This window comes from Streptomyces sp. 3-6 (assembly GCF_056323165.1).
In genome coordinates this window covers 72,284-84,870 of record NZ_JBWHZP010000020.1, presented here as the reverse complement: position 1 = coordinate 84,870, position 12,587 = coordinate 72,284, and the positions used below count along the sequence as shown (strand labels likewise).

The following is a 12,587-nucleotide window of genomic DNA, read 5'->3' as shown; positions in this document are numbered from 1 at the left end:
GTCGTCGTCGAAGCCCACGATCATGTGGAGCTCGGCGATGGTCTCGTCGTCCAGCTCGATCGAGCGGAGCGTGTGGGGCATGGTGCGGGCGGCGTCTGCGATGATCGCCGCGTCGCGGGCGTCGGTCTTGCCCTCGCCGGGATAGAGGTCGGCGATCCGCCGCATCGTCAGGCCGGGCAGATAGGCGACCTCGCAGCCTGCGGCGCGGGCGACGGCCAGCGGCAGGGCGCCGATCGAGGCGGGCTGATCGACCACGACCAGAACCCGGCCGTACTTCGCCGTGAGCTTGTCGAGCATGGCCCGCATCTTCGGCTCGCTGTTGGGCAGCGGCTTGTCGATGACGTTCTTGCCGTCCGGCGTGAGGCCGGTGGCGTGGTGTTCGCCCTTGCCGACGTCCAGGCCGAGGAAGACGGCCACGTCGCGGGTGTCGATCACTTCACTCCTCCTGGGAGGGTTCGTTATTCCCGGCCAAGGTGCGGCACCGACATCCGGCAACCACGTTACGAAGAGCGTTGCCGGCAAACCGGCGCTCTTGCCCCTATTAGCGATCTACCGGCGCCTCCCGGCCCGGTGACACCACCCCCCGGGTCATGGTCGACAGGGGGCAAAAGTCATGCCGGGCCAGAAGGCCGGGAGCCTCATGATCGAGGCCGTCTAGAAGGTAACGGGGGGGACCGGGTGTCGGCCGACACCCCGGCCCGCACCCCGGCCGACACGGCGAACGGGGGTCCGCAGCCGCCGTCAGCGCACTCCGGGGGGCGACGGGAGCGGGTCCGGCGGGTCGACTACCGCGCCGGCGTGGGCGTACGGCGGCCCAGGGGGACCCAGCGTACGGAACCGCTCGGGAGGAAGGCCGGCCGGTGGGTGACGAACCCGTCGCAGACCGGGGCGGTCACGTCACGAACCGCCGGGGCGGTCACCTCACGGACCGCCGAGGTGGTCACCTCACGGACCGCGAGGTGGTCAACCGGCCCCCCGCACCAGGGCGTCCGTCCCGAGGCCGCTGGCCCGCCGCCCCGGTGTGACGTGCGACAGCCTGCGCAGCGCCGCCTCCGTTCCGGTGCCCGGGGCGGGCAGGTACACCGTCATCCGCACCGCGATGCGGCGGGTGAAGTCCAGTGTGGCGCGCTCGAAGTGGAGGTCGCCGACGGCCGGGTGGGTGAGCACCTCGGGTCCGCAGGAGTCCTCCAGCACCTCGTGCCGCTCCCACAGTCGCTCGAACAGCGGGCTGACGGCGCGGAGTTCGTCCACCAGCGCGGGAATCGCCGCGTCCTGGACATGCGGTGCGGCCTGGCCGCGGAAGCGGGCGACGACGCTCGGGGCGATCTCCTCCCAGTGCGGGTGGGCGGCCCGCACGTGGTCGCTGGTGAAGAACTCGCGCAGGAGGTTGTAGGGCCGACGGCCCGCGGGGAGGTCGCGACCGGGGCCCGCACCGAGGAGGTCGCCGTCGCGCTCCCCGCCCATGCCGAGCAGCGTCTCGGCCGCCGCGTTGGCCACCACGACGTTCCACGCGTGATCGGCGATGTACGCCGGGTTGGGCCACCAGTTGTCGACGAACGGGCGCATGGCCCCGGCCTCCGGCGGAGCCTGCGGCAACGGCGGTTCGGCCGGCACCCCGGCGAGCCGACGCAGGTACAGCCGCTGGTTCTCGCCGAGGAGCAGCACCCGGGCGATGGAGTCCAGCACCTCGCCCGACACGTTCTCGGCGCGGCCCTGTTCGATCCACGTGTACCAGGAGACGCCCACCCCGGCGAGCAGGGCGACCTCCTCGCGCCGCAGTCCCGGCGTCCGGCGCCGGCCGGCGACCGGCAGTCCCACCTGGGCCGGGGACACCTCGGCCCGCCGCGCCACGAGGAAGCGGCCGAGTTCGCGGAGCTGAGGAGGCGTCACGCGCCTCGTCGAAGCGCCGTTGCTCATCGGGTGCGGTCCCCTTCCGTGGCGGTGACGGAGCACGGGGGACGCGTCGACCGATGCGGCTCCCCCGTGCCGTGTTCACCCCAACAACCGCGCTTCCGGGTTTGTTTCCGCCGCGGGACCTGCTCGTCCCGCGGCGGAACCGGACAGCGGCAGCGGCGGGGTGCGCGCCCGGACAGTGGAGGGCAGCGCCCCCGCCCGGAGGATGCTCCACGCCTCCCCGCCACTCGGCGTCCTGCCGTGTCCCCGGTGAACCCCGGACCGACCGGGTGTCAGTGGAAGAAGTGGCGCGTCCCCGTGAAGTACATCGTCACGCCGGCCTTCTTCGCGGCCTCGACGACCTGCTCGTCGCGGACCGAGCCGCCGGGCTGGACCACGGCCTTCACGCCGGCCTCGGTGAGGATCTCCAGGCCGTCGGGGAAGGGGAAGAACGCGTCCGAGGCGGCGAAGGAACCGGCGGCGCGCTCGGCCCCGGCCCGTTCGACGGCCAGCTTCGCGGAGTCGACGCGGTTGACCTGGCCCATGCCGACGCCGACGGAGGCGCCGTCCTTGGCGAGCAGGATCGCGTTGGACTTCACCGCGCGGCAGGCCCGCCAGGCGAAGGCCAGGTCGGCGAGGTCGGACTCGCCGAGCGCCTCACCGGTGGCCAGCGTCCACTGCGCCGGGTCGTCGCCGTCGGCCTGGAGGCGGTCGGTGACCTGGAGCAGGACGCCGCCGTCGATCGGCTTGACCTCGACGGGCGCGGCCAGGGCGCCGGGGGCGCGCAGGACGCGGATGTTCTTCTTCCTCGTGAGGGCCTCCAGCGCGCCCTCCTCGTAGTCCGGCGCGACGATGACCTCGGTGAAGATCTCCGCCACCTGCTCGGCCATCTCCCGGGACACCGGGCGGTTGACCGCGATCACCCCGCCGAAGGCCGACAGCGGGTCGCAGGCGTGCGCCTTGCGGTGCGCCTCGGCGACGTCGGCGCCGGTCGCGATGCCGCACGGGTTGGCGTGCTTGATGATCGCGACCGCGGGCTCGTCGTGGTCGTACGCGGCACGGAGCGCGGCGTCCGTGTCCGTGTAGTTGTTGTACGACATCTCCTTGCCGTGCAGCTGCTCGGCCTCGGCGAGGCCGCCCGTGCCGGAGACGTACAGCGCGGCCGGCTGGTGCGGGTTCTCGCCGTAGCGGAGGGTGTTCTTGCGCTCCCAGGTGGCGCCGAGGAAGTCGGGGAACCGCCCCGCGGCGGAGCCGCTGTCGGCCGCAGCGTCGACGGGGGCGTAGTCGGAGGCGAACCAGCTCGCGACGGCGACGTCGTAGGCGGCCGTGTGCTGGAACGCCTCGGCGGCGAGCCGCTTGCGGGCGGTGAGGTCGAAGCCGCCGTCACGGACCGCGGCGAGGACGTCGCCGTACCGGCCGGCGCTGGTCACCACGGCGACGGAGGGGTGGTTCTTGGCGGCGGCGCGCACCATCGACGGGCCGCCGATGTCGATCTGCTCCACGCACTCGTCGGGCGTCGCGCCCGAGGCGACGGTCTCCCGGAACGGGTACAGGTTGACGACCACCAGGTCGAACGGCTCCACGCCCAGCTCGCCGAGCTGCTCCCGGTGGGAGTCCAGGCGCAGGTCGGCGAGGATGCCGGCGTGCACCTTGGGGTGCAGTGTCTTGACGCGGCCGTCCAGGCACTCGGGGAAGCCGGTGAGCTCCTCGACCTTGGTCACGGGGACGCCCGCGGCGGCGATCCTCGCGGCGGTGGACCCGGTGGAGACGAGCTCCACCCCGGCCTCGTGCAGGCCGCGCGCGAGGTCTTCGAGGCCGGTCTTGTCGTAGACGGAGACGAGCGCCCGTCGGATGGCCCGCTTGTTGCTCTCGGCGGTCACTGGATAACTACCTTTCGTCCCTCAATGCGATAGCCGTTGCGGGCGAGCCGCCCCACGACCTCGACGAGCAGCCTTCGCTCGACGTCCTTGATGCGCTCGTGCAGAGCGCTCTCGTCGTCCCCGTCCCGGATCTCCACCACGCCCTGCGCGATGATCGGACCGGTGTCGACGCCGTCGTCGACGAAGTGGACGGTGCAGCCGGTGACCTTGGCGCCGTAGGCGAGCGCGTCCCGCACCCCGTGGGCACCCGGGAAACTGGGCAGCAGCGCGGGGTGGGTGTTGACGAACCGTCCCCCGAAGCGGGCGAGGAACTCCTTGCCGACGATCTTCATGAAGCCCGCGGACACCACCAGGTCGGGCTCGTGGGCGGCGACGGCCTCGGCGAGCGCCGCGTCCCACGCCTCCCTGCTCGGGTGGTCCCGCACACGGCACACGAAGGTCGGCAGCCCGGCCCGCTCGGCGCGGGCCAGTCCCTCGATCCCGGCCCGGTCGGCGCCCACGGCCACGACCTCGGCCCCGTACGCCTCCGCCCCGGTGGCGGCGATCCCGTCGAGGAGTGCCTGGAGGTTCGTACCGGATCCGGAGACCAGCACGACGAGACGCCGGGGGCGTTCGGCCACGGGCTCGGCAGCCACGGTGGGGCCCTTTCTCGGGGAGCGTCTGCACGGTCGACGGCACAGCGCTTTGTTCATTCCTACGAATGCTTCGGGCCTCCGGATACGGGGAAGCCTACGAAGCGGCCGACCGTCAGCAACGATACCGGCACACCGGACGGCCCCCGCGGGACGGGGGCGTGGCCGGAAGGTAGCGTCTGGGAAGAGCTGATCCGGGAACGCCTGGGGCACACAGGAAACCCCGCAACGGGGGAACGCCACCCGCGCGCCGAGCGTTCACGGAGAGACGGACCCGGGCCGGAGTGCCGACGGGCACGCTCCAGCTCAGTCGTAGTCGATACGCCGTGCGCGGCCCCCAGCGCCGCACCACGCCGTACTTCATTAAGGGGAAGACGCTCACTTGATGCCGGACCGCAGCCCGCGACTCCTCACGTTCCCCACGTTCCCCCAGCAGTCGCCGCAGGGAGGGGAGCGTGGCGCCGTGCTGCTGCGGGAGCGCCCCTCCTCCCCGCCCGACGCGCCCCGGGGCGGGGGCGACGGCGACGACGGGCGCCGCGACTCCCGGGGCGGTCGGGACTCCGGGGGTTCCCACCAGGACAACCCGTTCGCGCCGCCGCCGGAGGGCGCTCCCGACCAGCCCTGGCAGCCCCGGCACCCGTCCGACGACGAGGGCCGCGACGACTCCCGCGGCGACGGCGGGCGTTCGCTGTGGGGGCGGCAGTGGAGCGACCGGCAGCCCGGCCGTTCCTCCGGCGGTTTCGGTGACCGGCCGCGCGGCCCGGAGAACCAGGGCGGCGGCCCGCAGGGCCCGTCCGGCATGCGCTGGGACCCGACCGACCCGGCCCAGCGCCGGGCGCGCTACGCCCTGCTGTCCGGCATGTGGGCCTTCTTCTTCGCCCTGTTCAGCTGGCCGTACGTCGCCCTGCTGCTGGGCTCCCTCGCCCTGTACTGGGGCATCAGCGCGCTGCGCGCGAAGCCCCGCTCCGGCGACCAGGACTCGACAGCCGCGGAGCCGCCCAAGGGCCGCCCGCAGACCACGGCCGCGGTGAGCGGCCTGGTCACGGCCTCACTGGCGCTCGCCCTGGTGGCCGCCTCCTTCACGGCACAGCTCGTCTACCGCGACTACTACACGTGCACCAACGACGCCCTCACCGAGGTCGCCAAGGAATCCTGCAACGAGCTCCTGCCGGACCAGCTGCGCGGGCTGCTGGGCCTGGAGGAGTGACGAGGCCAGGCGTCACGGCGTCAGGCGCCAGGACGTAGGGCGTCAGGAGGGCAGGCGGCACGGCGGCGTTCAGGCGTCAGGCGTACGCGCCAGGGCGTAGGGCGTCACGAGGTCAGGCGGAACGGCGTCAGGACGTGAGGTGCGAGGGCCTCCGACTCTCGGCCGCTCGTGGGCCGACGGGTCGCCGGCAGCGCCCACGCCCGGAGGCGTTCGACCCCGCCCTCGCCGGCCCTCCCCCGCCGGCTCTCGCCGGCTTCCTCGGCTTCCGCTAGCTCCCCGTGCCGTCCGGGGCTTCCCCGGGGCCCGACGTGTCCGAGGGAGCCGCAGGTGCTGCGGGAGGTGCGGGGGTTTCGGGGGCTCCGGGGTGCGGAAGCTCCGAGGGGGTCGGCGGGTACGAGAGGTCCGAGGCGTTCGAGGTGTCGGTGCCCGGCCGGGCTGCGGGACGCGGACGAGAGGGCGGCGGCGCCTGGCGCACCGGGGCCGTGTCGGACAGGGGGTTCGCGGGGACGGCACGGTCCGTGGCCGGTGTGCCCCAGGAACCGGAGCCGGTGCTGCCCGTGTCCAGGACACCCCCTGAGCCGGGGACGGCCCGCCCGGCGTCAGCGGCGTCGTCGGTGCGGGGTGAGGCGGGGGCCCGGTCCGTGCCGGAGGCCCGGCCGACGCTCCCGGGGGCCGACGGAATCCAGTCACCCGGGGACTGGACCCGGGACGGGTCCGGGGAGGGGAGTGGGTGCGCCTCCTCCCCGTACGGCAGGAGAACGGCGTCCTCCCACAGCCGCGCCTCCCGGTCCTTCGCGGTCACGGCGGTTCCGTGGGCGGTCGTCCTGTCGGCGTCGGACGGGCTCCGCGACCACGGCATCCGGAACGTGCGCCGGCCCGTGCGGCTCCGCTCGTCCGTGAGGGACTCCTGTGGGGTCCCGGTCCGCGGCCTGCCGATCCGGGGGCTGCTCGGCGCCTCCTCCGCTCTGGCGGCGCGCGGTGTACGGCCCCGCCAGGCCCGAACGGCCAGTGCCGTCACGCTCCCCACCAGTCCGGTCCACAGCAGGGCCGCCCCTCCGGCCTGCCACCACACGGGACCGAAACGGGAGAGCCGGTCCGTACCCAGTGGGCCACCCGCGAGGGCGGCGAGCACCGCGACCAGGAACCCGCAGAGCGCGGCCGCGAGCAGGGCAACGCCCACCGTCCACCGCACCGAGCGGACCCCGGCGGGCCCGTCCGCCGGCCGGGCCGCCGCACCCACCGTCCCGTGCGCCGCCGTGGACGACTGCTTCAACTGTTTGGACTGCCGGGACTGCTGGGAGTACTGGGACTGCCAGGACTGCTGGGAGTGCTGGGACTGCTTGGACTGCTTGGACTGCTGGGAGAGCCTCGTGTGGATCGCGGGCTCAGGTGACTCACCGGGGGCGCGCTCCGACGCCCGCACGCCGGCGGGCCCAGCCGCGTCCCGTCCGACGTACCACCCCGTCACCACCCCGGCGGTGAGGGGCACGGCCCCGGCCGCCCAGTTCAGCCAGGTGCCCGCCCCCGGGTCCGGAACCGCCGCCAGCAGCGGGAACGGCGGCAGCAGCGGCACCGGGGCGGAGGAGAGCGGCGTCACGGCGGCCCCCGCGCCGAGCAGGAACCCCGGGCCGAGGGCGTACGCCGCGGCCCACACAGCGGCGTTCGGCACCAGAGTGACCGCGAGCAGCAGCACCGCGAACCGGCCCGACCAGCCCTCGGTCACCCGCAGCAGCGCGCCCTGGGTCTCGGAGCCGTGCAGGGCCAGGGACACCGTCAGCAACAGGGCACCGCCCGCCACCAGGACGGCCGTCCCGGAACCGGCCGCCCGCGCGGCGACGCCGAGGCGCCCGTCCGGCCCGAGGACGAGATGACGCACCCGCCGGGGCACCACCGCCCCCAGCGCCCGCGCCGGCGGGCCGCTCGGACTGCCGTAGGCGGACCACACCCCCGCGCCCGCCGCCAGCACCGCGACCACGGGCACGCACAGCGCCACCGACTCCCACCGCGGCCCGAGCCCGCCGGCCCCGGCGTACAGCGCGGCCGGGGCGGCGACGGCGAGGTATCCGAAGACGACGCCCGCCCAGGCAGTCCGGCCGGGCACGAGGGGGGCCTCGGCGTCGGCGTCGTGGTCGGTGGCGTCCCGGGCCGCCCGGTGCAGCAACCACACCGGGAGCGCGAGCAGCAGCAGCGGGGGGAGTCCCACGGGGGCCGGGACCCCGGTGAGCGTGTCGGTGCGGACCAGGTCGGCCCCGTGGGCCAGCAGCCACAGCGCCGCCGCAGTGTGCAGGGCACCGTCGGGGCCGCTGTCCGGGTAGGGCGAACTGATCCACAGCAGCATCACGAGCACGGCGAACGCGGCGAGCCCCAGCCCGGCCGCGAGGGCGCCCCCGAGCATCCCACCGGCGAAGCCGGGCGAACGGTCCCGCAGCCGGTGGAGCAGCCGGACCCGCGGGGAGTGACGAGCAGTGGAGTGGATCACGCCCGCCATGCTCCCAACGACACGCGCTTTTCCGTCGTAACGGGCGAAGCCCGGCTGTGTCGCTCAATATACGTTTATGTCATTTTTCGTACGGAGGGATGGCGCCCCGTGCCGCGAAGTCCTGCCGCCCCACTTCCCGCCCCCGAGGAACGCCGACGCCTGCGTGTGTCCGGCTCCCTGACCCAGGCTCAGCTCGCCGCCCGTCTGGGCGTCAGCCGGGAGACCGTGCGCGGGTGGGAGTCCGGCCGCACGACCCCGCGCGGCCGGAAGCGCCGGCAGTACGCGAGCCTGCTCGCCGACCTGGCGGAGCGGTTCCGGCCGGAACCCGCGCTCACCTCCCCCGCCGCTTCGGACGGTTCGGGTGCATCGATGGCCGCGGGTGCGCCGGGTACGCCATCCGCTGCGGGTGCGCCGGACGCGGTGTCCGCTGCGGGTGCGCCGGGTGCTGCGGGCACAACCAGTGCCGCGAACACCACCCGCATTGCGGGTGTCGCAGGTGTCGCGGGTGTCGCGGGTGTCGCAGGTGCTGCCCCTGCTCCAAGCGGCACGGAGGCACCCGGAGTCGCGCCCGGTGACCATCGTCAGAGCGACCCGGTCGGCCGCGAGAGCGGGATGAACGGCGAGGACGGCGAGGACGGCGAGGGCTACCTGGACGGTGGGAGCAGCAGGAACGAGGAGGGGGCCACTCCGCGGGGGACACGGAAAGCACGCCAGTCCCGGAAGGACCGGCAGGACCGGCAGGACCGGAGGAACCGGAAGGGTCGACGCGGACGGGGCAGGCGCGAGGACGGGGAAGGGACGGAGGAAACCGGCGCGTCCAGCGGAGCGGTGACGGTACGTCCGGAGCAACCGGAACCGGCTGTCCTCGCAGCCGGCCGCAATGCCGGACCCGGCCGGCCCGGTCGAGGGCCCACACCCGCCTCGGAGCCCCGGTCGGACGGTGAGCGGAGCACCAGCAGTCTGACGAAGTCCGGTGCCGGTGACCGTACGTATTCCGGTGGCCCACCGAACACCGGTGACCCAACGGATACGGGTCACCCAACGGATACCGGTGGCAGGACGGGGACCAGCCGCGGGGCGGACCCCGGACCCGCCGGAGAGAGCGGTGCCGGAAGAGCAGTGGTCGCCGACGGCGCGGAGACCGCCGACGGGACCGGGTGGACGGAGCCGGAGGGGAATCGAGGACCGGGCCGTCTGCAGGACCCCGTGGTGGTGGAGCCGGACCCCGGTCCCGGCACCACCGGGGACGCGGAGCGGAACCCGCACGGGCTGACGCCCGCTCAGGCCTTCGACGCCCTGTACGCCTTCTGCGCCCCCGCCCTCGTCCGGCAGACGTACCTGCTCACCGGCCGCCGCGAACTGGCCCGCGAGTCCGTGGAACGCGCGTTCCAGCTGGCCTGGGAACGCTGGCCCGAAGTGGCCCGCGACCGCGACCCGGCGGGCTGGGTGCGCGCCTCCGCGTACGAGTGGGCGCTCTCGCCCTGGCACCGTTTCCGGCCCCGTTACCGGCACCCCGAACCGCCCCCCTCCGACGCGGCCGACCGCGCGTTGATGGACGCCCTGATGGCGCTGCCCGCCCCGCACCGCCGCACCCTCGTGCTGTACGACGGCGTCGGCCTGGACCTGCCCGAGACGGCCGCGGAGACCGAGGCGAGCACGCCCGCGGCGGCCAACCGGCTGCTGCACGCCCGTGAGACCGTGGCGCAGCGGCTCCCCGAACTGGCCGATCCGCGGGCGCTGCACGACCGGCTGGCCGAACTCGCCTCCGCCGAGCGACTGCGGGCCGCCCAGCCGCCCGCGGTGCGCGACGGCAGCGAGCGCAGGGCCCGCTTCTGGACCCGGGCCGCCATCGCCTTCACGGTCGCTCTGATCGGCACCACCGCGCTGACCCTGCGCACCGCCCCCACCCACTACGAGCCGCCGGTGCCGCCGGGCGAGACGGTGCAGGGCGTCCCGCCGCACGTGGCCCCGGGCCCGCTGTCGGACAAGCAGCAGAAGCTGCGCAGCAAGCTGCGCAAGGAACTGCTCCACGGCCCCGAACGGCTGGCCCCGCAGTCACGGTGACCCCGGGTCCCGGGTTTCGGAGTGCGGGGCCCGGCGTCCGGCGTCCGGGGTCCGGCGTCCGGAGTCCCGGAGTCCCGGAGTCCCGGGGTCCCGGGGTCCCGGGGTCTCGGCCGCACGGTGCCGGGAACGACGGTGGGCCCGTCCTCCCGAGAGGGGGACGGGCCCAGCCGTGTTGTCCTGCCGCGGGTCAGCCCGCGAGGATCTCCCGGGCCAGCTTGGCCGTCTCGGTCGGCGTCTTGCCGACCTTGACGCCGGCGGCCTCGAGGGCCTCCTTCTTGGCCTGGGCGGTGCCGGAGGAGCCGGAGACGATGGCGCCGGCGTGGCCCATGGTCTTGCCCTCGGGCGCGGTGAAGCCCGCGACGTAGCCGACGACCGGCTTGGTCACGTTCTCCTTGATGAAGGCCGCGGCCCGCTCCTCGGCGTCGCCGCCGATCTCACCGATCATGACGATCAGGTCGGTGTCGGGGTCGTCCTGGAACGCCTTCAGCGCGTCGATGTGGGTGGTGCCGATGATCGGGTCACCACCGATACCGACGCAGGTCGAGAAGCCGATGTCGCGCAGCTCGTACATCATCTGGTACGTCAGCGTGCCGGACTTCGAGACCAGGCCGATGCGGCCCGGCTTGGTGATGTCGGCCGGGATGATGCCGGCGTTCGACTGACCGGGCGTGATCAGACCGGGGCAGTTCGGACCGATGATGCGGGTCTTGTTGCCCTTCTTGCCGGCGTACGCCCAGAAGGCGGCGGTGTCGTGGACCGCGACGCCCTCGGTGATGACCACCGCGAGCGGGATCTCGGCGCCGATCGCCTCGATGACCGCGTCCTTGGTGAACTTCTCCGGGACGAAGATGACCGTGACGTCGGCGCCGGTCTTCTCGATGGCGTCCTTCACGGAGCCGAAGACGGGTACCTCGGTGCCGTCGAAGTCGACGCTGGTGCCCGCCTTGCGGGGGTTCACGCCGCCGACGACGTTGGTGCCCGAGGCCAGCATGCGCCGGGTGTGCTTCTGGCCCTCGGAGCCGGTCATGCCCTGGACGATGACCTTGGATTCCTTGGTGAGGAAGATAGCCATGGTGTTCTGTGACCTCGTCCCTTACTTCGCGGCAGCAGCCAGCTCGGCGGCCTTGTCGGCCGCGCCGTCCATGGTGTCCACGCGCTGCACGAGCGGGTGGTTGCGGTCGTCGAGGATCTTCCGACCGAGCTCGGCGTTGTTGCCGTCGAGACGGACGACCAGCGGCTTGGTGACCTCTTCGCCCTTGCCCTCGAGGAGCTCCAGCGCCTGCACGATGCCGTTGGCCACGGCGTCGCAGGCGGTGATGCCGCCGAAGACGTTGACGAAGACAGACTTGACGTCCGGGTCGCCGAGGATGATCTCCAGGCCGTTGGCCATGACCTCGGCCGAGGCACCGCCGCCGATGTCGAGGAAGTTGGCGGGCTTGACGCCCTTGTGCGCCTCACCGGCGTAGGCGACGACGTCCAGGGTGCTCATGACGAGACCCGCGCCGTTGCCGATGATGCCGACCTCGCCGTCCAGCTTGACGTAGTTGAGGTTCTTCTCCTTGGCGGCGGCCTCGAGCGGGTCGGCGGCGGCCTTGTCCTGGAGCTCCTCGAACTCGGGGTGGCGGAACTCGGCGTTGTCGTCGAGGGACACCTTGCCGTCGAGGGCGATGACCTTGCCGGAGGCGACCTTGGCCAGCGGGTTCACCTCGACGAGGAGGGCGTCCTCCTTGACGAAGACGTCCCACAGGGTCACCAGGACGTCGGCGACCTGGTCCGCGACCTCGGCCGGGAACTTCGCGGCGGCCGCGATCTCCTGGGCCTTGGCCTTGTCCACACCGTCGATGGCGTCGATCGCGATCTTGGCGACGGCCTCGGGGCGGCTGGCCGCGACCTCCTCGATGTCCATGCCGCCCTCGACGGAGGCGATGGAGAGGAAGGTGCGGTTGGCGCGGTCGAGGAGGAAGGAGACGTAGTACTCCTCGACGATCTCCGGAGCGGTCTCGGCGATCATCACCTTGTGGACCGTGTGGCCCTTGATGTCCATGCCGAGGATGTCCGTCGCGCGAGCAACGGCCTCGTCCGGGGTGGCGGCCAGCTTGACGCCGCCCGCCTTGCCTCGACCACCGACCTTCACCTGAGCCTTGACGACCGACTTGCCGCCCAGACGCTCGGTGATCTCGCGCGCCGCCTCAGGCGTGTCGATGACTTCACCGGCCAGCACCGGTACACCGTGCTTGGCGAAGAGGTCCCTCGCCTGGTACTCGAACAGGTCCACGCGCTTCCGTCCCTATCAGTGATCTCGCGGTTCGTTGGATGCGTGGGCGTGCCGCGAAGGGCAACGTGACGTCCGCTCTGTCACAAGGGAGGCGCACACGGTGTCCGAGCGCGCGGCATGTCCGCCTCGCAGGTTATCCCCGCATCCCTGGCCACCC

General features: G+C 73.4%; 9 protein-coding genes and 1 pseudogene. 3 read left to right on the top strand and 7 right to left on the bottom strand.

Annotated features, from left to right (window positions below; genetic code table 11):
- The 4 genes from AC02VZ_RS22610 to purN all read right to left on the bottom strand — a co-directional run.
- The coding region (locus AC02VZ_RS22610) for an IS110 family transposase (protein ID WP_476476247.1) at positions 1-435 on the bottom strand (435 nt) is incomplete at its 3' end.
- 528 nt (positions 436-963) lie between these two features.
- The gene (locus AC02VZ_RS22605; RefSeq protein WP_476476246.1) at positions 964-1,917 is read right to left on the bottom strand and encodes a helix-turn-helix domain-containing protein; all 954 of its coding nucleotides are present in this window, start codon (positions 1,915-1,917) and stop codon (positions 964-966) included.
- A gap of 269 nt (positions 1,918-2,186) precedes the next feature.
- The gene (gene purH, locus AC02VZ_RS22600; RefSeq protein ID WP_432057681.1) at positions 2,187-3,773 is read right to left on the bottom strand and encodes a bifunctional phosphoribosylaminoimidazolecarboxamide formyltransferase/IMP cyclohydrolase; all 1,587 of its coding nucleotides are present in this window, start codon (positions 3,771-3,773) and stop codon (positions 2,187-2,189) included.
- Entirely contained in the window at positions 3,770-4,408 is a 639-nt protein-coding gene (gene purN / locus AC02VZ_RS22595; protein WP_362090750.1) for a phosphoribosylglycinamide formyltransferase, read from the bottom strand. The genes purH and purN overlap by 4 nt, the downstream gene beginning before the upstream one ends.
- 382 nt (positions 4,409-4,790) lie before the next feature.
- Between purN and AC02VZ_RS22590 the strand changes: the two genes are divergently transcribed.
- A complete protein-coding gene (locus AC02VZ_RS22590; RefSeq protein ID WP_432057682.1) occupies positions 4,791-5,612 on the top strand; it encodes a hypothetical protein in 822 nt (273 codons plus the stop codon).
- 268 nt (positions 5,613-5,880) lie between these two features.
- Here AC02VZ_RS22590 and AC02VZ_RS22585 read toward each other — a convergent pair whose 3' ends face one another.
- Positions 5,881-8,100, bottom strand: coding sequence for a cell division protein PerM (locus AC02VZ_RS22585; RefSeq protein ID WP_476476245.1), 2,220 nt, complete (start codon positions 8,098-8,100; stop codon positions 5,881-5,883).
- Between AC02VZ_RS22585 and AC02VZ_RS22580 the strand changes: the two are divergent.
- Positions 8,044-8,304, top strand: a pseudogene (locus AC02VZ_RS22580) (hypothetical protein); the annotation flags it as partial. The gene AC02VZ_RS22585 and the pseudogene AC02VZ_RS22580 sit on opposite strands and share 57 nt — an antisense overlap.
- 747 nt (positions 8,305-9,051) lie before the next feature.
- Complete coding sequence (locus AC02VZ_RS22575; protein ID WP_476476249.1) at positions 9,052-10,155, top strand: SigE family RNA polymerase sigma factor; 1,104 nt, start codon at positions 9,052-9,054, stop codon at positions 10,153-10,155.
- Positions 10,156-10,342: 187 nt separating this feature from the next.
- On the opposite strand, the gene sucD is transcribed toward AC02VZ_RS22575, so the two are convergent.
- Together sucD and sucC are read right to left on the bottom strand one after the other, a co-directional pair.
- On the bottom strand, positions 10,343-11,227 hold the full coding sequence (sucD, locus tag AC02VZ_RS22570) for a succinate--CoA ligase subunit alpha (protein ID WP_476476244.1): 885 nt from the start codon (positions 11,225-11,227) through the stop codon (positions 10,343-10,345).
- 21 nt (positions 11,228-11,248) lie between these two features.
- Positions 11,249-12,430 carry an ADP-forming succinate--CoA ligase subunit beta gene (gene sucC / locus AC02VZ_RS22565; protein WP_432057684.1) on the bottom strand — a complete coding sequence of 394 codons (1,182 nt, stop codon included), beginning with the start codon at positions 12,428-12,430 and terminating at the stop codon, positions 11,249-11,251.
- Positions 12,431-12,587: the final 157 nt, after the last annotated feature.